A 23,632-nucleotide genomic window follows, 5' to 3' on the forward strand; every position below is an offset into this window, starting at 1 on the left:
CGAATCGTGTTTCGCCTTACTCTTTTATCCATGCGCCGAATTGCAAAAGATCTCGGAACACGCCTATCCCCAGGAACGCCGTCATGAAGAGCATGCAGCACAAACTGATCTTCCGGCTGAATCCTCTTTTGAAGCCGTCGACGAGAATATACACGAATAAAATAAAATTGGGCAGCAGTAAAAGGATGTAGATCTCAAACATGTCCCATCCGGTGTAAGCATGAGGAGCCAATACGAAAGCGCTAAAACCGAGAAACCAACCGGTCACATAAAACGGAATCAGGATCACGTTGAGCAGGAGATAAAAAAGCACGGTTTTGATCAAAAGATTCGCCTCTTATTCGATGTCGTTATTTTGATGCCTAGTTCCTTTTATAGAAGAATTGCTTTTCATGATTCTCGTTTTCTATTTTAGCAAAACCAAACCGATTATTAAGAATCAAAAGAAAAAATCGTGAGCAAACGAAGCCGCGACCGACTTAGCCGGATTGCTGCCTATAAGCGGATTTCATGCAAAAAAACAGCAGGAGGAGCGAAAATCCGCGCCTCCTGTTCCGTATGCCCGCCCACCTTCCCCGCCTTGTGAAACAGTTCCTCAACTGCTATACTGATTCCCGATTGACGGAACGGACAAGAAAGCGGGGAATGGAAGCATGGCGAGCATACGGGAAGTAGCCAAGCTGGCGCAGGTGGCGCCGAGCACGGTGTCGAGAGCGCTGAACAGCAGCGGGTATGTGGCGGAAGAAACGCGCGAGAAGATCAAGGCTGCGGTGGCCGAGCTGGATTACGTGCCGAATCAGTGGATTCGCAATCTGTATCGGCAGAGCACCGGGATTATCGGGGTCGTCGCGCCGGGTTTGATCCATCCTTTTTTCTCTTCGCTGTGGAATCATCTGGAGCTGGAGCTGCGCAAGTTCGGCTATAACATGATGCTGTGCAGTACCGGAGGAGAAGAGCAGCGGGAGCGGGAATATCTCGATACGCTGGAACGCAATCTGTTCGACGGCGTGATCGACGGAGCGGCGGTGCTGCCGGACGAGAGCTACGCGAAGCTGGAGAAGCCGATCGTATTCTTGGACCGGATCGTGCCCGGCATTCCCGTCGTCAGCTCGGATCACAAGCAGGGCGGCGAGCTGGCGGCGAAAAAGTTTCTGGAATGCGGCTGCCGAAAGGTGCTGCATACGGTCGGCGACCGGCAGTACCGGCTGCAGTCGCATGAAGGCGACGACGCGCTCGACCGCTGTCTGCGGGAGAACGGCGTCGAGACGATCCGGGAAGAAGTTTCCTGGGACGCCACGACGGATTATGCAAGCTGCTATAAATTGACCAAAAAGCTGCTGACGGCGCACCCGGACGTCGACGGCGTGCTCGCATCCGATCTGCAGGCCGCGGCCTTCCTCAAAGCGGCGTCTTCCCTCGGCATCGACGTGCCCGGGAAGCTGAACATTATCGCTTACGACGGCACCTTCGTGACGTCTTTCAACTCGACGGCCCCTGCGGCGATCGTGCAGGACGTGCGAGCGATCGCCCGGCAGACGGTAGCGGTGCTTTTGAAGCGGATTAACGGACAGCAGGCGGCGAAAGAGCAGGTCCTCGTTCCGGTTAAGTTGGTCGAAGGAGAGACGACAAAGCGGGTACCTTCTTAAAATCGTATTTAAGGAACTGTTCCACAAAAAAAGATTGACCTTTCAAGTGGGGGAGCGTATTCTTAACTTCACTGGAACAGTTCCACAAGTTCGGCAGCAGCCGAATTTTTTATTGAGTTTTTATGGAACAGTTCCACTAAAAGGCTCGGAGCCTTCTACGGCGGGCCGTTATGAAATCGAATTCAAGGCGCCAAAATTTTTTGAGTAAATGTGGAACAGTTCCACTAAGATAACGGAGGGACTTATGAATAACCAATGGTGGAAGCGGGCTGTCGTGTATCAAATCTACCCGCAAAGCTTCAAAGATTCCGACGGAGACGGGATCGGCGATCTGCCGGGCATTATCGAGAAGCTGGATTATCTAGCCGAGCTCGGCATCGACGTGCTGTGGATCTGCCCGATCTTCCGGTCGCCGATGGTCGACAACGGATACGACGTGGCGGATTACCGGAGCGTGGACCCGATGTTCGGAAGCGATCGGGATCTGGACGAACTAATCGCGGCAGCGAAAGACAGAGGAATCAAGATCGTACTCGATCTGGTGCTCAACCACTGCTCGGATCAGCATGAATGGTTCCGACGCGCGCTGAACGATCCGGATTCGGAAGAGGCCGGGTACTTCTACTTCCGACGGACGGAAGACGGACGGCCTCCGAACAACTGGCGTTCCAATTTCGGCGGTTCGGCCTGGGCGCGGACGGACGACGGCAGATGGTATCTGCATACGTTCGCCAGAGAACAGCCGGATCTCAACTGGGAGAATCCCGAGCTTCGCCGCGAACTGTACGACATGATCAACTGGTGGTTGGACAAGGGCGTCGGAGGTTTCCGGATCGACGCGATCACTTTTATCAAAAAGGACCTGTCGTTCGCTTCCGGCGACGCGGAGAACGGCGCGCTGTACCCGATCGAGAACTTCCAGAGCTATCCGGGCATCGGGGAATTTCTGGTCGAAATGAAGCGCGAAACGTTCGCCAAGTACGACGCGGTCACCGTGGCGGAAGCGCCCGGCGTATCGCCGGAGCTGTTCGCCGAATACGCGGGGCCAGACGGACACTTCTCGATGATCTTCGATTTCAACTGGGATCATATGAAAGGCGTCTCGGTCAAAGGCGATCCGGAATCCGTCGCCGCCTGGCGAAGCCGGATATTCGAGAGCGTGCTGCACACGCAGGAGCACGGTTGGAGCGCGATCTTTCTGGAAAACCACGATCAGGCGCGCTGTCCCGACAAGTTTCTGGACAAAGACAAACACGGCCGGGACGGCATGGCCTGTCTGGCGACGACGTACATGCTGCTTCGGGGCACGCCTTTTATCTATCAAGGGCAGGAGCTGGGCATGACGAACGGCATGCGCAGCGGGATCGGCGAATTTCAGGACGTATCCGCGCTGAATCAATGGGAAGAAGGACTGGCACAGGGACGTTCCGAGGAAGAGATGCTTCGGGAATTGAACAATTACGGCCGCGACAACGCCCGTTCGCCGTTCCAGTGGAACGCGGAAACGCATGCCGGCTTCACGACAGGAACTCCTTGGATGCCGGTTCATCCGGCTTATCGGGAGGTGAACGCGAAGAAGCTGCAGGCCGACGGTTCCTCGATCTTGGCTTATTACAAAGAATTGATCGCGTTCAGAAAAAGCGAAGAGTGGAGCGACGTACTGGCATTCGGCAGCTTCGAACCGGCTCTGACCGAGTATGCGTCGCTGATCGCATACCGGCGGACATTCGAAGGGCGAAGGCTTCTCGTGCTGAACAATTACGGCGGCGAACTGGAGCTTCCGCTGGAAGGACGCGAGGTCGTGTTCGACAGCTTTGCCGGCCGGGGATCGTCGGGAGCGGCAGAGGAAATGCTGAAGATGCCGCCGTACCGGTCGGTCGTGTTGGCGGAGACGGAATAAACCAAGATCGGGGAGGGCGAATCAAATGGGAATGAGAACGACGCGGAGCAGATGGACGGCCGGAGCGGCCGCCTTCGCGCTCGGAGCGGCGCTGTTGTCGGGCTGCGGAAGCCGGGAAGCGAAAGTTCCGGCGAATTACGATTTTTACATTTTCAACGGCAAATCGGAGAACGCGCAGGCGATGGAAGAAGTCGTGGACCGATACGAAGCGGAAACGGGCCTGACGATCAAGTTGTTTTCGCTCGGCACGACCGACGTGGCGGAGACGCTGCGGTCCGAGATGAATTCGAGCGGCAAACCGGCCCTATTTTCCACGAATATCGGGGGCGTTATGGAATGGTCCGAGAGCGGCGCGATTCTCGATTTGAACGAAGCGTCCAATCCGGAATTGAAGGCGCTTGCAGCGGACGTGCCGGAAGCGCTTCGCCTCAGCGCGGACGGTTCGCAGAATTACGGAATTCCTTACAACATCGAAGGCTACGGCTTGATCGTCGATACGCGCATGGCGGAGCAGTTGTTCGATCTGAAGAATCCGCAATCGTTCCTCGAAGACTTCAAGGCGGCGACCTACGACGAATTCGAAAATCTCGTGAATCAAGTCGAGGCTTACATCGCGACCGGACAGGCGGAAGAAGTCGAACTGAACGGCAATTCGTATGGCTTCGCCGCGGCGAAAACGGAGCTTACTTCCCGATTGACCGGCGTGTTCGCCGAAGCCGGAGCGGAGAAATGGACTTACGGCGACCATATGGGCAACATGGCGATGAACGCGGTATTCGGCAGCGCCGTCGACGCGAGAAACGCTTCGGAGGAACAGGTCGACGAGCTGGAAGCTCCGCTCGAGAAACTCGTCCGCACGCTCGATCTGTACTCGTCGCGCGCGGCGGGCATGGACGGTCCGCTGAAGCGGGGACCTTCTTACATCAATTCCACCACGGCGAGCTACGACGTGTCCGTTCAGCTCTTCTCAAGCGGCAAAGCGCTTTTCCTGAAGCAGGGCAACTGGGTGTATCCGAACATCGAGAAGCTGAACGCGGACATTCTGCCGACGCTGACCTTCCTGCCGATCAAGCTTCCGCTCGAGCAAGGCGATATCAAGGTCGAAGGACTGACGGTCGAGAAATTCAACCGTTCGGTTCCGGAGTTCGTCCCTTCCTACTACGCGATCAACACCAAGGTCACGAAACGCGAGCAGGAGCTGGCGCAGCAATTTCTTGTCTGGCTGAACACGACGGAAGAGGGCCGTCGCGCCGTCGTCGAAGATTTCCAGTTCATTCCCTACAACGCGGACGAGAGCGTGAAGTTCGACAATGCGCTCAACAATTCGCTGATCGAGTATCAATTGGCCGGCGATACGCTCTCCAATCCGTTCAACGGTTCGCCCGCGGGCGGCGCTTACTGGGGACAGGAAGTGTTCGGTTCGATCCTGCAGGAACGCTATTACAACCGCGAAGGCGAATGGATGCCGGACGATTACCGGACGATCGCCGAACAGGCGGTCCAGGGCTGGAAAGACGTCATGTATTAAAAGTATGGGGAGGCTGCTGAAATGAGTGGTTATTACAAAAAGTGGTTCTGGCCTCTGGCTTTGCCCGGGCTGATCCTGTTTGCCGCGGTCGTGCTGGTGCCGTTTCTGGTCGGTTTGTTCTATTCGTTCACGGCATGGCGGGGCACGTACTTCGTCGGCGGAAGCGCATGGTCTTCCTTCGTCGGACTGGAAAATTACGCGCGCATCTTCCGGAGCCGCCAGTTTCTGCACGCGCTGCTGTACACGCTTGAATTCACGGCGCTCGCGGTAGTGTCGATCGGCGCGGCAGGACTGCTGCTCGCGCTGCTGCTCGATTACGTCGGCAAACGCGTCGCTTTGTTCCGAACGGTCTTTTTCCTGCCTAACCTGCTGGGCGGACTCGCGCTCGGCTTTATCTGGCAGTTCATTTTCCAGAACGTCTTCACGGAAATGTTCGGCGAAGGCGGACTGAACATCGCGTTTCTGACCAATATGACTCAGGACTCGACGAAAAACTTGTTTGCCCTCGTCATCATGGTGACTTGGCAGATGGCCGGCTACATGATGATCATCTTCGTCGCCGGACTGAACAACATTCCGCGCGACCTGTACGAAGCCGGCTCGCTCGACGGGGCGAACGCTTGGACGAAGTTCCGTTATATTACGCTGCCGATGCTGATGCCGTCGATCACGATCGTGCTGTTCCTTACGTTGGCCAGCTGCCTGAAGCTGCTGGATCAGAACGTCGCATTGACGAACGGCTCGTTCAACACGTCGATGCTGTCGCTGCAAATTCTGCGGACCGTTCGCTACACGCAGCCGCCGGATTACGGTCAGGCGCAGGCTCAAGCGGTCGTATTCTTCATTCTGGTCGCGATCATCGGTCTGGTTCAAGTCTATATTACGAAGAAAAAGGAGGTGGACGCATGATCCGCGCCGCTTCGTCCGAAGTCCGCAAGCCTGCTTTCCGCCTGCCGGGCGGCAAAGTCGCGGCGTATGCTGCCCTGATCCTGCTTGCGCTGTGCACGCTGTTTCCGCTGCTGTTTCTGTTCGTCAACTCGTTCAAGGATCAGGGAGCGATCGTGGCCCGACCGATGGCGCTGCCGCGGGAATGGTCATTCGCGTATCTGTCGAGCGCCCTGTCCCAGATCCATTTCGTTCAGGCCGCGCTGATCACGGCAGGCATTACGATCGCGGCGGTATGCCTGATCGTCTTCTGCTCCTCGCTGCTGTCCTGGATGCTGGTACGCAACGATTCCGCCAGCAGCCGCATTCTGCTGCTCGCGCTGACGGCGGCGATGCTGGTGCCTTTCCAGTCGTTGATGTATCCGCTGATCCATCAATTCGAATCGTTCGGCCTCAAAAATATTCCGGGACTGATCCTGATGTACGGAGGCTTCGGACTCGGCATGTCGGTGTTCCTGTATCACGGCTTCATGCGCAGCGTTCCGCTGGCGCTCGAAGAAGCGGCGCTGATCGACGGCGCAAGCATCGGCAGCCTGTTTTTCAAGGTCGTTTTCCCGCTGGTGCAGCCGATCACGGTAACGGTCGTCATTCTGAACGCGCTCTGGATCTGGAACGACTATCTGCTGCCGTTCCTCGTGCTGGGCAACGCGGAGCATAAGACGCTGACGCTGGAACTCTACTACGCCAAGATGCTCGCCGGACAGTTCAGCAACCCGTGGGAGTTGATCTTCCCCGCCGTGCTCGGTTCGATCGTTCCGATCGTCGTGCTGTACCTGTTTCTGCAAAAATACTTCATCAAAGGCGTGACCGAAGGGGCCGTCAAATAACCGCCAGCGCAAGGAGGGAAGAATGTGCCGATCTTTTACCGCGATGCCGGTTACGGGCTGGACTATACGGAAAAGTCGGCAGCCGCGCTTCGGAATTCGAACATTCTGCATTTTCCCTGCTGGCCGGTCTCCCGAACGCCGATGCGGGGCACGAGCGAGCGGCTGATCGATCAGACCGGATCGGCAGTTGGAGAAGTTTTTGGCGCTCGGCGCCAAGCTGGTCAATTCTCACGCTGGGAAGCGACGACGAGGTCAGGCTGCGTTGGACGAAGGGAGAACTGTTCGTAGACCTCGAAACGGGCGAGTCGGTAATCGAGCATCGGATGGGGAGGGCGGAAAGGCGCGTTTGCAGGTCTGAAAAAAGCTTGCAGGAGGCTTAAGATGAGAGGTTATACTTGTGGTAGATACAAATAAACAATTTGAAGGGCGTGAGAAATATGACCGAATCTTCCGAGCTCTTGGTCGAAACCCTCGGCCGAACTTACGAGGCCAAAGCGATTCAGAAAATGCTCGCGCCGCTCGGCGTCAAACGCATGCCGCAGCCGAGCAGCTATTTCAACGACGATATCGTCTGGTCGGCCAAAGCTTCGCTGCGGCTCGATCTGTATCGCGCGCCCAAGATCAATGATCTCACGGGACGTACCTACTCGACGGAAGACGGCTGGATCATGGGGGCCGTCCATTTTCTTGCGCCGGGGTCGGACGACCGGATCAAAGCTCCGTATGCGGGCGTGCTTCCCGGCGGTCTGTCTATGGATGCGTCGCCCGACGACGCCATCGCGGCTTACGGCCTTCCCGCGATGGACGAGATGACGGAATGGCCCGGCTTCTCCGGCCGTATTCTGGCTTGGCGCACGCCGGAGCTCAATATCGCGATGGAGTTCGAAGACGGTACTCGGCTGCGAAGCTGCACTTTCTGCCTGATCGGCTGCATCGGCGCTTGGCGGAACGATCAGCCGGAGATTTTTGCGCCTTGAACGGCATGAATCCTGCGATGTGCGCATGCTTTCTTTTTTTCTATAAGATGCCCGACTCTTTTTTTGTTCGTTGAATTTCCGCCGCAAGAGTTTGTTCCTCGGAGCAGGCTCTTTTTCTTTTGCCCGCCCTAAAGGAATAAGCGAAGCGCTTCAAGTATGTTTTTTGGCGACGGAAGTCCTTTTCCAAGGTTCATCTTCCGTTCATATTCCCGTCATCCCGAGGACATCTCGCTTCGTTATGCTGGTCGGGGCGGATCGCGAAGTTCCGCCCCGACCGAAGAAGGAGCTGAATGTTTTGACATCGTCTCGAATGAAACGTATCGCCCGGCGAACCTTATCCGTTTTGCTGAAAATAGTTGCCGGCATTCTGATCGTGATCCTGCTGTTTGTCGCGACCGTGTTCGCCGTCGACCGGATCAGTACGGCTTCCGAGAACCGAAAGCTGGAACCGTACGGCGAGAAAGTGACCGTCGACGGGAAATCCATGAACGTCCTCGTTCAAGGCGAAGGCGAAGACACGATCGTGCTGCTGCCCGGTTACGGTAATGCCGCGCCCGGACTCGATTTCAAGCCGCTGATCGACGAGCTGACGCCGGATTACCGGGTCGTCGCGGTTGAACCTTTCGGTTACGGCCTGAGCGACGGGACCGACGCGGAGCGCAGCACGGCGCAGATCGTCGAAGAGATTCATGCCGCGCTGCAAAGTCTGGATATCGACCGCTACGTCCTGATGGCGCATTCGATCTCCGGTTTGTACGGCTTGGATTACGTAAACGAATATCCGGACGAAGTGATCGCCTATATCGGTCTGGACAGCAGCGTGCCTTCGCTCAGCGAGCAGAAGATCGAAGCTTCGGACGTCGCGCCGATCCGGTGGTTCCGCAATTTGGGCTTCGATCGCGTGCAGCTCAAACTGACCGCCGACCCTTACGAAGGATTGGATTACGACGCGAAGACGCTCGAGCAGCTTCATATCCTGATGCGCCGCAACATTTACAACGACACGCAGTTGAACGAAGTCGTGCGAATGTACGGCAATTTTCAGACCGGACAGCGACAGTCTTTTCCGCCGGACCTGCCCGTGCTGTTCGTGCTTCAGAAGAAGCATCCCGTCGTCGACGAATGGGTTCCCGAACACGAGAAGCAGATCGCGAACTCCGAACGGGCCGAGATTCTGCTGCTCGACGCGAACCATTATCTGTACCGCTCGCATCCCGTAGAGATTGCCGAGCAGGTAAAAGCTTTTACCGCCTCCTTTTTGCCGTAATCGCCGCACGCTTGCAACCTGTTCAAATTCGGTTTATTATTTAGATACAAAATATTTAGATGTCTAAATAAATAGAATCATTATGCGAACAGGAGCGTGCGGCAATGGGCAGACTGGATAACAAGATCGCGATCATCACGGGAGGCGCTTCCGGAATTGGCGAATCGATGGTCGATATGTTCAGCAGAGAAGGAGCGACCGTCATCGCGGCGGACATCAACGAAGAAGCGCTGGACAAAGCGAACCGCAAGCAGGGAGTACACGGCATGAAGCTGAACGTGGCGTCGGACGAAGAATGGGCGCGTTTGGCGAAAGAAGTCCGTGAGCGGTTCGGCCGCATTGACATTCTGGTCAACAACGCGGGAATTTCGTCGGAAAAACCGTTTGCGGATATCGATTACGAGGACTGGCAGAAAATGCTGGCGATCAACGGTTTCGGGGCTTTTGCCGGGATCAAGCATGTCGCGCCTTATATGGCCGAGCAGGGCAAAGGTTCGATCGTGAACATCTCTTCGTACACGGCCCAGATCGGGCAGGGTTTCAACCATTATACGGCTTCCAAAGGAGCGGTCCGCGCGTTCTCCAAAGCGGCGGCGACGGAGTTCGGGCGCAAAGGCGTGCGGGTCAACGCGCTGTTCCCGGGCGTGATCGAGACGCCGATGACGCAGGCGTTGAGCACGTCCCGCGGCCTGCTGGATCAGTTGATTCAAGCGACGCCTCTGCGGCGGCTCGGACAGCCGGACGATATCGCTTACGCGGCGCTGTTTCTGGCTTCGGACGAATCGTCGTATATGGCAGGCGCCGAATTGGTGATCGACGGTGGATTTTCCGCGCAATAATCGGTATGATGAACAGACAAGGCCCCTAACTTCGCTTAGGGGCTTTTTGTCTGGCAGAAAGAGGGGCGGAAGCGTCATGGAAGAAAAAACGATCTTCGAAGTGATTCACGGGATGGACACGGTCACCAATCGGTTGATCATTCAATGGAACAAATCGTTTAATGCCGACCTTGGCATTTCGCATATTCTGGTGCTGGCCCATCTTCGCGAGCACGGCAAGAGCCGGCCTTCGGACATCGCCAGAGCGCTCGGGCTGACGCCGGCCACCTTGACCCATCTGTCGAACAAGCTGGTCAAGAAGCAGCTTGCGGTGCGTGTCGCGGACGAATCGGACCGGCGGATCATGTATCTGAACATTACCGAAGAAGGACGCGAAATGACCGTCAAAGCCAACGTCGAAGGCCGGAAACTGCGCCGCGAGCTGTTCGAGAAACTGACGGACGAAGAAGTGGAGCAGCTGCTGCGCATTTTCGGCAAATGGAGTGCGGATTGAACCGTGGAGCATCCCAAAAGGGAGCATCCGAAAAGGAGGGATTCCATGTCTTGGAGCAAATTGCAGCAGCAGTTGGAGAGTTTTCTCGCTCCGGCGCTGCAAACGAGAGTCGAATATCGGGGCACGAGCTACCGGTATCTGCTCGATAAGTCGGGCACCTGCCATATCGCCGTCGACAAGAAGAATATTCTGAACATGAGCGATCCGACGAACGGCATCCGCTGGTACGCATCGGAGCAGGAGATCAAGAATGATCCCGAGCTGTATATCCCGGTCGGTCCGGAAGATATCGAAGCCGTGCGCAAAAGCGCCAAAGGCCCGATTCCCGAAGATCGTCTCAAAGTCATGGCCCGCGGCCGCAAAGCGTCGGAATACGCGAAAGCGATGATGGCGGCGCAGGCGGCACTCAGCAAATCGAATTTCTCGAAAGACGCGAACAAGTTTCTGACCACGCCGATCGAGACCAGTCTGGAGAGCCCGGATATCCTGCCGAACGTGCTGGCGCTGCTCGACCGCCGGGTCGGCAAAAAGCGGATCATGAATCTGTCCGATACGATCCGCATGAAGCATCCGATCGTGCAGTATTTCTATGAACTGCGGCGGGATGCCTAAGCCAATTTGTTCGGTAAACGGACATTGACTTTTGCCGGTATTCGCCTTATCATGACAGCAGTCAAATAAGGCGATGGAGTTCGCCGTAACCGTCCGTATAAGACTAATGACTCCTACTCATAATTCACTATGGGTAGGAGTCTGTTTTGTTTTGAGGAATTTACGCGAAAAAGGAAAGGGAAATCGGCATGCGGAAATGGGTGGAAGGATGGACCGGGTTGGCAGAGCGAACGAGTCATTTGGCGCTGTGGAGCAGTTTCGTGAAATGGATCGTCTTGGGGAGCGCGGTCGGCGTATTGTCGGGGAGCGCATCGGCGTTCTTCTTGCATAGTCTGGACTACGTCACGAATCTGCGGACGAATCACGGCTGGCTGCTGTTTCTGCTGCCGCTGGGCGGAGCGCTGGTGAGCTATCTCTACATGAAGTTCGGCCGCAACAGCGCGAAAGGCAACAATCTGATCCTTGAGCAAATCATGGACGGAAAAGAAACGATTCCGCTGCGAATGGCACCGCTAGTGCTGTTCGGCACGTTGGTCACGCATCTGTTCGGCGGTTCGGCCGGACGCGAAGGCACCGCGGTGCAGATGGGCGGAAGCTTGGCGGAGTGGTTCGGCAAAATCATCCGGGTCGACGCGGCGGACCGCAAAATTCTGCTCATGTGCGGGATCAGCGGAGGATTCGCGTCGGTGTTCGGTACGCCGCTCGCCGGAACGGTCTTCGGACTCGAAGTGATCGCGATCGGATTGATCAGCCACCGGGCGCTGCTGCCGTGCTTCGCCGCCGCATTCGTCGGCGATCTGACCGCGACCCGGCTGTGGAGCGTCCACCATCTGCATTATAAGATCGGCAGCGTACCGGGCATCGAGCTTCCGATCGTGCTCAAAGTGGTGATCGCGTCGATCCTGTTCGGATTGGTGAGCCTGCTGTTCAGCGAATTGACCCACGCGCTCAAAAGAAGATTCTCGGCATGGTTCCCGAATGCGGCGCTCAAAAGCGCGGTCGGCGGGGCGCTGGTGATCCTGCTGGTCGCGCTGGTCGGCACGCGGGATTATCTGGGGCTGGGCATACCGCTAATCCAAGATTCGTTTCAAGGTGAAGTGTCGCCGATCGCGTTCTTATGGAAGCTGCTGTTCACTTCGCTGACGCTGGGTACGGGCTTCCAAGGCGGGGAAGTGACGCCGCTGTTCGCGATCGGCGCGACGATGGGGCATAGTCTGGCGGGGCTTCTCGGGTTGTACGCGCCGTTTCTCGCCGCGCTCGGATTCATCGGGGTATTCTGCGGAGCGACCAACACGCCGATCGCCTGCTTTATCATGGGGATCGAGCTGTTCGGCTCGGACGCGGCGGTGTATCTGTTTATCGCTTGCCTGGTGAGCTATCTGTTCTCCGGCCATACCGGCATCTACACGTCGCAGCGCATCGGGGTATCGAAGAGCCGTCTTCTCGTCGTGCCCGACGGTACGACATTGGCGACGGTCAAAGGACTGCGGAAAACAGAGAAAAATGAGCGTACGAACCGTCAAAAAGGCGATCGTCAGAACGCAGAGGCGAATGAAAACGAAGAGTAAGGAAGCGCACGCGGATGCGGCGGGGTAAAGAGCGATGCGGCGTTCCTGAAAAGGAGTAGCGGCCGTGCCGTTAAAAATTCAAAGTGTGTGCAAAACGTCAACAATTTACGCCAGATCGCGATGTTTTTTTGCAAATGCTGACTTTTCGTCAACATTATTGCGCTAAAAGGCTCCAAACGGCCGCTAAATCGCAAAAATGTTGACTTTTCGTCAGCATTCTCGCCAATCAGCCGCAAAAATCGCAAAAATGTGTGCAAAACGTCAAAAAACGAATCCGACTCCATCCGATTCAATTCAACTTAACCCACAAACAAAAAGGTCCTATTCTTCCCCAAGCGCGACAGCGAAGGGAGAAATTCAGATCGAAACGCCTTTGAACCCGGAAAGCTTCCTTATTAATTAAATCCGATTCGACTTTCCGGGTGAGACAGCGGTTCGAGCGAATTTCCCCCGCAGCGTTCAGACTTGGGTTCCGCGAATAGGCCCTTTTTTAATTCCCCGCAAAATGCACGACCGCGCTGTACAGCATCTTGTTCCGCACCGGATCGAACGTCACCTGATGCTGAACGTTCTTCACCCGCAGCGCCAACGCTTTGTTGATCTCCATCCGTTCCTCGATCGCGCGCTCCAATTCGCGGAAGTCGTAAGCTTGCAAGCATTCGACTTTGTCTTTCATCATATCCAGAATAATGTCCACGTTCGGCAGCTCTCCTTTGCTTTTATGATTCGGCTTTTCGGATCATCCGTTCGATCTCCGCGGAAGGCTTCGATCCGAGCTCTTCGTCCAGCGCCTTTTCCAACGTTCGATACTGCCGCTTCGCGTCCGATTTGCGGCCGAGCGAGAGATACAGCAGAATGATCTCCCGGTACACGTCTTCCCGAATCGGATCGAGCTGCAAGATGCGTTCGAAATAATAGAGCGCGCGCAGCGGCTGCTCGATCTTCGCGTGGTAGCGGGCGGCCGTATCCAGCATCGCGATAAAATCCATCTCCAACTGCCTCGCCCGCGCAAACGCCCATTCGTAATGCCGATCTTTGAGCAATTCGCCCGCATACAGCGCGTCCATGCGTTCGAATCGTTCCGGATCATGCCGATGTTCCGGCGTTCGGCGCATCTGGCGGAACAGTTCTTCGAATTCGTACAGATCGCAATCGATCGCTTCCCGATCCACGCGCATACTGCTGCGATCTTTCAGGATAATCGGGTTATCGCCGCCGTCTCCGATCGCGCGTCTCACATAGTATAACGTGGAATTGAGGTTGGTCGAAGCTTTTTGCGGGCCGAGGTCTTTCCATAACGTGTCGATCAGCACATCCCGGGTAGTCGAGCGGTTATAGAGCAGAAAAGCGAGCAGTTCTTCCGTTTTCGGCGTGCGGAGCTTGAGCGGACCTTCCGTGCCGTCGCCGCCGTGTACCGAAAAGCCGCCGAACAACCGTACCGTCAATCTCGGTTCGGCGGCGGAGCGGACTTGAACGTCGGCTTCCGCATTCTCCGCTTCGGCTTCCGTTTCTCGCGCCCCGACGGCCGACTCTTCGATTCTTTGCTTGATTCTGGAAATGCTGCGATTCAAGCGCTCGGCCGTGACCGGCTTGATCACGTAGTCGATCACCTCATGGTCGAAAGCCTGCACCGCATATTCTTCGTATCCCGTGACCAGCACTACCGGAAGCGAAGGGAAGAATTTGCGCAGTTCGCCGATCAGGGTCATTCCCGAGACGCGAGGCATCGTAATATCGAGAAAAGCGGCATCGATCGGATGCTGCCGCGCATAGTCGATCGCTTCTTCCGGATCATGAAAAGCGCCGCATACCTCGACTTCTCCGCTTGCCGTCAAAATGCGGTTCAACCGTTTGAGCGACAAGTCCTCGTCGTCTACGATCAGCACTTTTATCATCTCGTTCCTCTCCTTCCATATATCGCTCACCGGGGCAGATCAAAGGTGACCGTCGTGCCCTGCCCGTCCGTACTCTCCAGACGGAGCGGCCGACCGTACAGCAGTTTCAAGCGGCTGGAAATGTTCCATAAGCCTACGCCGCGCGCTCCGTCCGTGCTGTCGAACACTTCTTCGATCCGCTGCTCCGTCATGCCGCATCCGTTGTCTTCGATCGTGAAACGAGTCTCCTTCTCGTTCAGATTGCGAATCGATAAGGTCACGCGGCCGCCGCGGATTCGGGACATGAGGCCGTGCCGGATCGCGTTCTCGATCAGCGGCTGCAGGGTAAGCGGCGGGATGCTCATGCCTCGTTCCACGTCGTCGTCCACCTGTATCGCGACTTCGAGCCGGGAGCCGAATCGGGCCTGCTCGATCGCGACGTAAGCATGAATCAGCTCCAGTTCGTTATGCAAGCTGGTGAGCGAATCCAGATGTTTGAAATGCACGCTGCGCCGCAGATAGCTCGATAACTGAAGGATCAGCTGCTCCGCTTGATCGGGGGCGTCGATGCACAACTCCGCGATCGCGTTGAGCGCGTTGTACAAGAAATGCGGATTGATCTGCGAACGCAAAAAGGAAATCTCCGCCGCCCGCGCCGCCTGAACGGACGTTTTCATCCGCGTCAGGCCGCCGATCCGCGCGAGCAGTTCTTCCGACTCGAACGGCTTGGCGACGAAGTCGTTCGCGCCTTTTTCCAAAGCGAGCTTCAACTGATGCGCTTTGTTGCCTGCCGTCAGCATCAACACGGGCAGTTCGGAAGGCGAATACCGCGCGCGAATCCGTTCCAGCAGCTCGTAGCCGGACATATCGGGCATCATGATATCGGCGACGACCAGATGAACCGCCGGAAGCTGATCGAGCAGTTCCAACACGGCAGGCGAGCGCGAAGTGACGGCATAGCCGTATCCTTCCAGTTTGAGCAGATTGACGATCGTTTGCAGATTGGCCGGATCGTCGTCCACGACCACGATCCACTCGCCTCGGCTGCCCGGCACGATCTCGGGTTCGGCGTATCGAAGCAGGCGATTCGAAGCGGCGGTGAGAGCGGCAGGCAGCGAAGGGGCTTTGGCGAACGAATCTTCTTTTCCGTCGGCCAGCGGGAGAGTCAGCACGAACGTGGCTCCTGTTCCCGGCGAAGATTCCGCATGGATGGTTCCGCCGTGCAGTTCGACCAGTTTGCGGGTAATGCTGAGACCCAGCCCCGTACCTCCCGTCGGTGCGGCCGCGCCTTCTTGTTCGAACGCAAGGAAGATATGCTCCAACTTGTCGGCCGCGATTCCGCGTCCGGTGTCGGATACGCGAATCTCAGCTCGGCCCGCAGCGACCGAAGCTTGGATGCTGACCGTACCGCGTTCCGTAAATTTGATGGCGTTGCCGATGAGGTTGTGAAGGATTTGGATCAGCCGGTTGCCGTCCGCATAGATCGCAGGGAAATCCGAAGGCACGCGGTTTTGCAGCTCGATTTTTTTGGAACCTAAGAGAAACGCGTGCATACGGATCACCGATTCGACGAAAGAAGACAGATTGATCGCCGCGCGCTGAATCGGGATATCGCCGTGCTTCATTTTGGAATAGTCCAGCAGTTCGTCGACCAGATACGTGAGACGCCGCCCGCTGCCCGTTACGATCGCCAAGTTATGCGCCTGCTGATCGGTAAGCGAGCCTTCGGCTCCTTTTAACAGACTCTCGCCGATATTGACGATCGCGTTCAGCGGCGTTTTCAACTCGTGGGAAGTGCTCGATAAGAAGTCGTCTTTCACTTTGTCGAGCAGCAGAAGTTGGTCTTTGAGCGTGCGAACGGTGAGGTAAGCTTCGAAAAAGCGCAGCACGGCCAGAAACAGCATCAGGACGCTGAACAGCACGATGCAGGCTTGTCCGATATTCATGTTTTCTTTGAGCGAGATCGAGAAGAGGTTGATATCCAGACAGTACGCCGTCATGCACAGGATGGACGCGTACCACAAGAAAGCCGGGAATCGTTCGCCGGGCCGGCTGGTCAGGAACTGCCGCGCGCATTTGTACAGCATCCACAGGAGGATCAAGGTATACAGCACGATCACGAACGGTGCGGCGAGCGTATAGACGGAGATCGGCAGGAGCGCGACCAGCACGATGTAGGCTCCGAATACCGACAAAGCGACGACCGCGAACGGTTTCCATAGAATCCCTTTTTTGAAACGATAGAAGTATAACGTCAGCAGTCCCAAGCAGGCTACGGAACAGATGTCTTTGAGCTTGTATAAGGCGCTGAACGACAATTGGCCGCCGAGCATGGACAAGACGCGTTCGCTGATCATGCCGTTGTAGAGCGCGTAGAACAGGCAGATCAGACCGAGCAGGAGCAGCGAATCGTCGCGATTGCGGTAGACGGCCGACCCGATATAGCTGATCAGAAAAATGATCGCGATCGTGGTCAGTACCGCCAGCACGCCGAATTCGACGACTTTGCCGGATTGATCCTGCGCCAGCATCGCGCTTTGTTCGCCGAAAAACAGCGGTCCCGGGATGCCGGAGTCGGTGTAATCGTAGTTGGCGACGCGGATCAGAATCTCGATATCGCCGCCCGCATACGGGAAAAAGCCGATCTGCGGCGAGTTGCCCGGACGGTATTCGGAAGCCGTGCCTGCGACTTGTCCGTCTTCCAGCAGGCGAACTCCGTTGACGTAGATTTCGCTGGCGAAACGGATATTCATTTTTTTCAAAGCCAGCATGCCGTGGAACGGCGCGTTTTTGAGAACGAGGCGATAGGTGGCGAACCCGTGCGCGGGCAAGGACTGTCCGTTCGGCTTCAAGCCGCTCCAAGAGCCCGGCACGTCGGCGAACGTATCGGGAGCGGGCAGAAATCCGGCTCGGGCCGGCGTTTCGTAAGGAAGCAGGCGTTTCCAATAAAAGGCCCATTCCCCGTCCAAACGGATGCGCGGGTCGCGTTCGGGGTTCCAAGCGGACAGATCCATGACGCCTTTTTGAGCATGCAGCGCTGCCGGCTGAGGCTCGTTGAAGGCGGATAAGAGCAGGACGGCGGCGGCGAGCAGGGCAGTCAGGAGGACGCCGGATAATTTTAAGAACACGAATTAAGCTCCTTTGACGAGGGGATCTGGGTGCGCGGTGCGATATGGGCATTGTAGCGGATAATGTTTCGGCGGCGCAATCATATTTCGCGGAATCGTCTGTTTATTGCTTGTTTATTGTGATGAAGTACACTGTTGAAGCAAGCGAGGGATATCTCGACGATCATGAGGTTCGAAAGTGAATTCGTATGATATTCGCATACAAGAACGCTAAGACGGGGGTTGGAACATGCGGTGTCCATATTTGCGTCACCGCGGAAAAGATCCGAAGTTTGCTTAAGACTTGGAAGGTTCAACAGAGAGAGGGGGAGTATTGACGTATCGAAAGAGTTCGCGATTTGCTTGCTTGCCGCGGTGCTAATGTATAGAATGTTTAACATTTTATTCCTTTGACCGATAAAGAGATTAGTTAATCCCGTCACAACGTGCAGGCTCTTGGACAAAGGAGGGAATCGAAGGATCGGGTTGAAGAGACGCCGGGTGTAGCGAACATCTCGGATAAGACGTTTGGCGCGATAAAGAATGAAGAGTTTTCAGTGGGATGGTTCTTGATCTGATTGATCTACAGAGGGGATGTATGAATGTGAGAAAAGCAAGAACGACAGGGTGGAGGCACCGCTCGAAGATTCTGGTATGGCTGCTTATTGTCAGTATACTTGTCAGCGCTGCGCCTATATTCCCGCCTAGAGCAGCGGCAGCGGAGCTGCCGATTCGGGAGACTGCGGTCAACGCGGCATCTCCGTTTCAGGATGTAAGCGAGAAGGATTGGTATTACAATGCCGTGGTTCAGATGCAGCAGAAGAATATTCTTGGCGGAACGACCGCGGATCTCTTCTCGCCTAAAGGCACGATGACGCGCGCGATGTACGTGACTGCGCTCGGACGTATGGCCGGTGTGGACCCTACGAAATATCCCGCTTCCAGCTTTGCCGACGTTCCGGCAGGAAGCTGGTATGCGCCTTATATCGAGTGGGCCGTACAAAAAGGAATTACCGACGGCACCGGCAGCAAGAGTTATTCGCCGAATGCGACCGTCTCCCGCGAGCAAATGGCGACGATGACGCTCCGATATTTTGAAAGCGAACAGATTGCCTATCAACCGGCGAAGCTGTTAACTACGCAGCCGCGCGATCTGGCGAAAGTTGCCCCGTGGGCGAAAGACGCCGTGCTCAAACTGTGGCAGGCGGGCATCTTCACGGGCGACGAGCAGGGGAATTTCAAACCGAATTCTCAAGCAACGCGCGCGGAGGCAGCCGTTCTGTTCATGCGCAACAATGAAGTGGTCGAAGCCTGGAAAGGGCAGCAACCAACGACAGAGAAGCCCGGTTCTACCCCGGCGGTAACGCCGAAGCCTGTGCCGACGACTTCGACCCCGACCCCAGCACCAAGCGGGAACAACGGCGGAGGCACGTCGGGCGGCAATGACGGAGGCGCGACCCCGGGTACGACAACCTATACCTTGACGTTCGAGAGCAATGGGGGAACAACGATCGAGCCGCAGAAAGTTCGTAACGGCGAGGCGCTCAACAACCTGCCCGTGCCTATGAAGGAAGGTTTCATTTTCCAAGGTTGGTTTGCCGACAAGGAGCTTACGCTGATCTTTGCGAACGGCAGCGCCTTGACCGCGGATACGAAGCTCTATGCGAAATATACAGACAGTGTGGAAAAAGTCGTACAAAATACGCCGAGCTACGCGGCATTGGATGTATCGCCGAGCCTGACGATTACGATTCAGGATGTGAGCGGCAAGCTGACCGCATCTGAAGTTCAGGCGGGCATGACCTTCGTGAATACGGCAAACTCGAACTCCGCAGATAGCGGCATTACGGTCACCGGAGGAAACGGAACCTTTACCGTGGCTTCGGCTGCCGAGGACGGAAAGTTTGTTGAAGGGAATACGTATGAGCTGACGCTGAAGTCGGACGACCTGCGCTTTGAAGGACAGGATGCTTCGACTAAGGTTTATAGCTTTAGCGTAGCGAAGCAAAAAGCCTTGGAAGTGACACTGAATCCAAAAATGATCTATCTTCCTTTTGGCGATCTGGCCGAGATGATTGTGGATGGAGCCCAAGTGGATTCGCCTTCCATTTCCGTGATGACTACAACGGTAGGGGAAAATGCGGATACGTTCGTTGAAGCGAATTCGGCAAGCGGCAAATTCGTCTACGAGAAGGGCGAGACGGAGATTAAAGTGGGCGATACGGTTGCGATCTATAAGGGAATTCGCCCCGACCTGCGTACTGTCGATACGACAGGAGAAGACAACGGGGATATCGCCTATGTTCGAATCACGGCGGTAGACGGCCATACGTATACGTATGGGCGCGCCGATTCTAAGGAAGTGCTGCTGAGACCCGACGTACTGCCTGTGAATGTGTCGGCCGATACGGACGGCGATCCGGACAATCACTCGATCACCGTCGAAACGGCGGCTATGAACTATAGCGACTCGGTGTATGAGCCGTTCGGTTTGAATGAGCTGACCACTGCCGATGTGGGCGACTTTATCGGCTTCTATGAAGGGGAATTCGCGGTGAACGGCTCCGAGGTCAAGAGCTATGGGCGGATTACGTCGATTACCCCTGCAGCCGAGATGGATATTATCACCTATACGGATGCAACAATCGAGGAAATTGAGAATGTCTTCAATATCTATCAGCAGCAGACCATTAAAGGGGAAGATCTGTTATCCAAACAGGATATTGCGCAGCTTGAAGAACAGATCGAGCAGCAGGCACGGGACAGCGGCTTCGTGAACGAGGCTGCCGATTACCTGTCCGATGTGGCGATGGACACCCAAGCATTCAAGGCGCAAAGCTTCCGGGCTTCTAAAGATGAGAGCAAGGTCAGCGTTGAGAATAAAACGGTTGTCGCTTCGCTCGGCACCAAGCTGAACAATATCAACGGTCGCAGCTCCGGTGTTAGCGCCACGCTGCAAGTGGGGGCCGACATCGTCGTCGATACGGGCGAGGAGCATGAATTGGTTGTCCATATGACCGGAACTTTCACCCAAGAGCTGAGCATGGATCTGGGCGTTAACGGCGAATCCCAAGGCCATTGGTTGTACAAATGGGGAATCCCTTACTGGTACAGCATTGACGATTATATCATCACGGCGAACCTCGATACCTATAGCTATACCGGTCTGAACATTAAGGCGGAGATGGCGCTGGTCGAGAAAGACAAGCTGGCTGCCGCATTGAAGGACTGGGCCGGCGAGAAGAAGGCCGGACGCTTAGGCAAGGTGCAGGATATTGCCACTCAAGTGAAAGCGGTCATGAACGGCGTACAGGATGCTTCGATGGACACGCAGGCGCTGCAAGAGCAGTACAAGAGCATGGTCGAAGAAGACACGGAATGGATTCCGTTAATCGAGAAATCCCTGTTCGAGAAGAGCATGCGGGTTGCGCTTGGCATCGTCGAAGTGAAATTCGAAGCCAAGTTCGTGGTGAGTGCTCAGGTTAAGCTGAGCGTAGGCGCGGACTTCTACTATAAAATGGCCAAGCGCTATTCCGTCACCTTGCGCGTGCTGAGCTTTACCGGCTCGACGAATACGGTGAGCCTGCCGGGAGACGGCGATTATCAGTTTACCTTCTACGTCATGGGTACGCTGGGCTTGAGAGCCGGCATTCAGATGGAGGTCAAAGCCGGCGTCGGAAGTGTCACGCTGAACAGTATAGGACTCTCCGTAGAACCCGGAGTCTATATCAATCTGTGGGGTTACTTCTTCTATCAACTGCAAAATATAAACGGGGTCAAGACCACGAAGTCTCTAGGCGCTCTGTATATGGAGATCGGCATCTATCTGCTGGTCGGAATCGGCGCGCAGATCGGTGACGGAGCACTGAGTACGGATACGGATCTGGTCGACGAGACTTGGCCGCTCTATACGGTGGGCGAACAACAAAACGTATCGGACTTTGCTTACCCGGACGATAACAGTCTGAGCATGGGATTAGCGGGTAAGGCATCTGCACTCGAAGTTCCCAAGTCGCTGCTGACGATGAACGTGTTCGACCTGAAGACGGGCGACACGGATACGCAGGACTTTAGCGTGGATCGCTTCGATATTCAAGTCGACAACCCGAACTTCCGTTATAACGCGAAGACCAAGAAGGTTGAAGTGATAAATACGAGTCTGCCCGTAAGCAAAGGGAACTTGGTGATTACGTGGAAAGGCGCGCCGCTCGCTTTCATCCCGCGTCCGATCAAGCGCACCGTTCCGTTGACATGGCGCGTGACGGCCGGAGAATATATTCTCCGACTCGATCCGCAAAATGGAAGTGTGCCTCAGGTGCTCTCCATCGCCTATAATGCACCTGTCAAGGTGACTACGCCTGTCTATCCGGGGTATACCTTTGACGGTTGGTATACGGCTGCTGCGGGAGGCACGAAAGTCGCCGTTCCGAGTCGTATGCCGAAAGAAGATTATGAATGGTACGCGCAGTGGAAGGCCAATACGAATACGCGCTATACCATCCAGCATTACTTGATTGATGCGAATACAGGCAAGCCGGCTTCGAGCACACCGGATTATACCGAGGTGCGAACCGGAACGACGGGTACGGAGATTCGAATCGATTCCGATCGATTCAAGAACCAAGGGTACGCCAACGGCGTCGCGAACGGCCAGTTGATCAAGGGAGACGGCTCGACGGTTGTGCGGATCGAGTATGCTCCGGTGAACCGTACGGCGACTTTTGACGGCGGCTATCCGGGTGCTGTACGCAGCACGATCACCGAACCGACGGGTAAAAATATCGCCAATCGCATTCCTGTGCCTACGCGAGCAGGCTATACGTTTGCGGGCTGGTCGCCGAAAGCGCCGAGCACGATGCCGAATGTGGATACGACCTATACGGCAGCATGGACCGCTAAGGCGGATACGCCGTATCAGGTGGTCTACCTGAAGCAAAACCTGACGAATTCGACTTATACCGTGGCCGATACGGAGAACTATCGGGGGACGACGGATACGGAGGCGAACCTGAGCAAGATTACGCCTAAAACGTATGCCGGATTCACCTTCAATCCTTACGTGCCGGGAACAGTGATGTCGAGCTCGATTGCAGGTGATGGCAAGACCGTGCTGAAGCTGTATTATAAGCGCAACATTCAGACACTGATGATGGATTATGGTGATCCGGATCAATTTAACCAAATATTATCTGTTCCATTCGGAGCCTCGATCGAGTCGTATCTGATCACGCCGACGCGAGCAGGTTATACGTTCGCCGGCTGGTCGCCGACTCCGCCTACGACGATGCCGTCCGAAGATCTGACCCTGACGGCTCAGTGGAAGGCAAGCCAGTATACGGTCATCTTCAATACAAACCTGGAAGGAATCCCTTCTCTGAGTGCGGCTGCTGCTTATGGAAGCTTAATCTCTGCGCCTCCTCTGCCGACACGCGAAGGTTATCGCTTAGAAGGCTGGTACAGCAATAGCGAGCTGACTACTCCGTATGATTTTACGGTGCCGGTGACGGGAGATATTACGTTATACGCGAAGTGGACTTCGGATGTAGAGAAGTCGTATATCGTCAGCTTTGATACGTCGGGAGGGACTGTGATAGCTGACAAGATGATTCTAAGCGGTCAAGCCGTGAAGACTGTTTATCTTCCGTTCAAGGCGGGTTATCTCTTCACAGGTTGGTATGTTGATCCTAGCTGGAAAATCCCTTACAATTTGGATACGCCGGTAACCGAAGATTTAACGCTGTATGCAGGATGGACTCCAGATCCTACCTGGTATCCTCCATTCATACCTGTATATTCAGAGCCTGCACCTGTATATTCGGCGCCTGCGCCTGAATCTCCAGTAATGTCTGCGCCTGAATCTCCGATTTATCCGTAGTCATGCTCTACGGCTTAAGTAAAGCGACGGGTTCTTCGGAACCGTCCGAATAACACTCATGACTCCTACTCATCATTCACGATGAGTAGGAGTCTGTTTGGTTTGGGAGGAATTTATGCGAGAAGGGAAAGGAAACGGGCATGCGGAAAAGGGAAATGGGAAAAGGACATGCGT

General features: G+C 55.6%; 16 protein-coding genes and 1 riboswitch. Of the genes, 12 read left to right on the plus strand and 4 right to left on the minus strand.

Annotated elements, in window-relative coordinates:
* Positions 1-16: 16 nt before the first annotated feature.
* Positions 17-325 carry a hypothetical protein gene (locus CDO73_RS08850; RefSeq protein ID WP_088488166.1) on the minus strand — a complete coding sequence of 103 codons (309 nt, stop codon included), beginning with the start codon at positions 323-325 and terminating at the stop codon, positions 17-19.
* Positions 326-653: 328 nt separating this feature from the next.
* Here CDO73_RS08850 and CDO73_RS08855 point away from each other — a divergent pair, with 328 nt between their 5' ends.
* The 11 genes from CDO73_RS08855 (at position 654) to CDO73_RS08905 (ending at position 12,602) form a co-directional block, all read left to right on the plus strand.
* Positions 654-1,646, plus strand: coding sequence for a LacI family DNA-binding transcriptional regulator (locus CDO73_RS08855; protein ID WP_088488167.1), 993 nt, complete (start codon positions 654-656; stop codon positions 1,644-1,646).
* A gap of 244 nt (positions 1,647-1,890) precedes the next feature.
* The gene (locus CDO73_RS08860; protein ID WP_088488168.1) at positions 1,891-3,546 is read left to right on the plus strand and encodes an alpha-glucosidase; all 1,656 of its coding nucleotides are present in this window, start codon (positions 1,891-1,893) and stop codon (positions 3,544-3,546) included.
* 25 nt (positions 3,547-3,571) lie between these two features.
* Positions 3,572-5,074, plus strand: a complete 1,503-nt coding sequence (locus CDO73_RS08865) for an ABC transporter substrate-binding protein (RefSeq protein WP_088488169.1) — start codon at positions 3,572-3,574, stop codon at positions 5,072-5,074.
* A 21-nt stretch (positions 5,075-5,095) separates the two neighbouring features.
* Positions 5,096-5,983: a carbohydrate ABC transporter permease gene (locus CDO73_RS08870; RefSeq protein WP_088488170.1), complete on the plus strand. Its 888-nt coding sequence runs from the start codon at positions 5,096-5,098 to the stop codon at positions 5,981-5,983.
* Positions 5,980-6,846: a carbohydrate ABC transporter permease gene (locus CDO73_RS08875; RefSeq protein WP_179218641.1), complete on the plus strand. Its 867-nt coding sequence runs from the start codon at positions 5,980-5,982 to the stop codon at positions 6,844-6,846. The genes CDO73_RS08870 and CDO73_RS08875 overlap by 4 nt, the downstream gene beginning before the upstream one ends.
* Before the next feature lie 437 nt (positions 6,847-7,283).
* Entirely contained in the window at positions 7,284-7,823 is a 540-nt protein-coding gene (locus tag CDO73_RS08880; protein ID WP_088488171.1) for a hypothetical protein, read from the plus strand.
* A gap of 295 nt (positions 7,824-8,118) precedes the next feature.
* A complete protein-coding gene (locus CDO73_RS08885; protein WP_256972624.1) occupies positions 8,119-9,090 on the plus strand; it encodes an alpha/beta fold hydrolase in 972 nt (323 codons plus the stop codon).
* Between the two features lie 104 nt (positions 9,091-9,194).
* On the plus strand, positions 9,195-9,929 hold the full coding sequence (locus CDO73_RS08890; RefSeq protein ID WP_088488173.1) for an SDR family NAD(P)-dependent oxidoreductase: 735 nt from the start codon (positions 9,195-9,197) through the stop codon (positions 9,927-9,929).
* A 76-nt stretch (positions 9,930-10,005) separates the two neighbouring features.
* Positions 10,006-10,422: a MarR family winged helix-turn-helix transcriptional regulator gene (locus CDO73_RS08895; RefSeq protein ID WP_088488174.1), complete on the plus strand. Its 417-nt coding sequence runs from the start codon at positions 10,006-10,008 to the stop codon at positions 10,420-10,422.
* A gap of 45 nt (positions 10,423-10,467) precedes the next feature.
* Positions 10,468-11,034, plus strand: coding sequence for an SF0329 family protein (locus CDO73_RS08900; protein WP_088488175.1), 567 nt, complete (start codon positions 10,468-10,470; stop codon positions 11,032-11,034).
* Between the two features lie 60 nt (positions 11,035-11,094).
* A riboswitch (Fluoride riboswitch) is annotated at positions 11,095-11,157 on the plus strand.
* Positions 11,158-11,222: 65 nt separating this feature from the next.
* Positions 11,223-12,602, plus strand: a complete 1,380-nt coding sequence (locus CDO73_RS08905; protein WP_088488176.1) for a voltage-gated chloride channel family protein — start codon at positions 11,223-11,225, stop codon at positions 12,600-12,602.
* A gap of 490 nt (positions 12,603-13,092) precedes the next feature.
* On the opposite strand, the gene CDO73_RS08910 is transcribed toward CDO73_RS08905, so the two are convergent.
* The 3 genes from CDO73_RS08910 to CDO73_RS08920 are packed head-to-tail and all read right to left on the minus strand — an operon-like array spanning position 13,093 to position 17,604.
* The gene (locus tag CDO73_RS08910; protein WP_088488177.1) at positions 13,093-13,299 is read right to left on the minus strand and encodes a DUF2536 family protein; all 207 of its coding nucleotides are present in this window, start codon (positions 13,297-13,299) and stop codon (positions 13,093-13,095) included.
* A gap of 22 nt (positions 13,300-13,321) precedes the next feature.
* On the minus strand, positions 13,322-14,497 hold the full coding sequence (locus CDO73_RS08915) for a response regulator (protein ID WP_088488178.1): 1,176 nt from the start codon (positions 14,495-14,497) through the stop codon (positions 13,322-13,324).
* Between the two features lie 26 nt (positions 14,498-14,523).
* Positions 14,524-17,604 carry a hybrid sensor histidine kinase/response regulator gene (locus CDO73_RS08920; RefSeq protein ID WP_088488179.1) on the minus strand — a complete coding sequence of 1,027 codons (3,081 nt, stop codon included), beginning with the start codon at positions 17,602-17,604 and terminating at the stop codon, positions 14,524-14,526.
* Positions 17,605-18,181: 577 nt separating this feature from the next.
* On the opposite strand from CDO73_RS08920, the gene CDO73_RS08930 reads away from it, so the two are divergent.
* A complete protein-coding gene (locus CDO73_RS08930; protein ID WP_179218642.1) occupies positions 18,182-23,458 on the plus strand; it encodes an InlB B-repeat-containing protein in 5,277 nt (1,758 codons plus the stop codon).
* The last annotated feature ends 174 nt before the right edge of the window (positions 23,459-23,632 follow it).

Origin of the sequence: Saccharibacillus sp. O23, assembly GCF_002205895.1 — a bacterium.
Classification (GTDB): domain Bacteria; phylum Bacillota; class Bacilli; order Paenibacillales; family Paenibacillaceae; genus Saccharibacillus.

Bases quoted from the DNA above. Each gene is read 5' to 3' on its own strand.
- CDO73_RS08855 (WP_088488167.1), top strand. From the start codon at position 654: ATGGCGAGCATACGGGAAGTAGCCAAGCTGGCGCAGGTGGCGCCGAGC.
- CDO73_RS08890 (WP_088488173.1), top strand. From the start codon at position 9,195: ATGGGCAGACTGGATAACAAGATCGCGATCATCACGGGAGGCGCTTCC.
- CDO73_RS08860 (WP_088488168.1), top strand. From the start codon at position 1,891: ATGAATAACCAATGGTGGAAGCGGGCTGTCGTGTATCAAATCTACCCG.
- CDO73_RS08915 (WP_088488178.1), bottom strand. From the start codon at position 14,497: ATGATAAAAGTGCTGATCGTAGACGACGAGGACTTGTCGCTCAAACGG.
- CDO73_RS08900 (WP_088488175.1), top strand. From the start codon at position 10,468: ATGTCTTGGAGCAAATTGCAGCAGCAGTTGGAGAGTTTTCTCGCTCCG.
- CDO73_RS08880 (WP_088488171.1), top strand. From the start codon at position 7,284: ATGACCGAATCTTCCGAGCTCTTGGTCGAAACCCTCGGCCGAACTTAC.
- CDO73_RS08865 (WP_088488169.1), top strand. From the start codon at position 3,572: ATGGGAATGAGAACGACGCGGAGCAGATGGACGGCCGGAGCGGCCGCC.
- CDO73_RS08930 (WP_179218642.1), top strand. From the start codon at position 18,182: ATGAATGTGAGAAAAGCAAGAACGACAGGGTGGAGGCACCGCTCGAAG.
- CDO73_RS08875 (WP_179218641.1), top strand. From the start codon at position 5,980: ATGATCCGCGCCGCTTCGTCCGAAGTCCGCAAGCCTGCTTTCCGCCTG.
- CDO73_RS08895 (WP_088488174.1), top strand. From the start codon at position 10,006: ATGGAAGAAAAAACGATCTTCGAAGTGATTCACGGGATGGACACGGTC.
- CDO73_RS08870 (WP_088488170.1), top strand. From the start codon at position 5,096: ATGAGTGGTTATTACAAAAAGTGGTTCTGGCCTCTGGCTTTGCCCGGG.
- CDO73_RS08905 (WP_088488176.1), top strand. From the start codon at position 11,223: ATGCGGAAATGGGTGGAAGGATGGACCGGGTTGGCAGAGCGAACGAGT.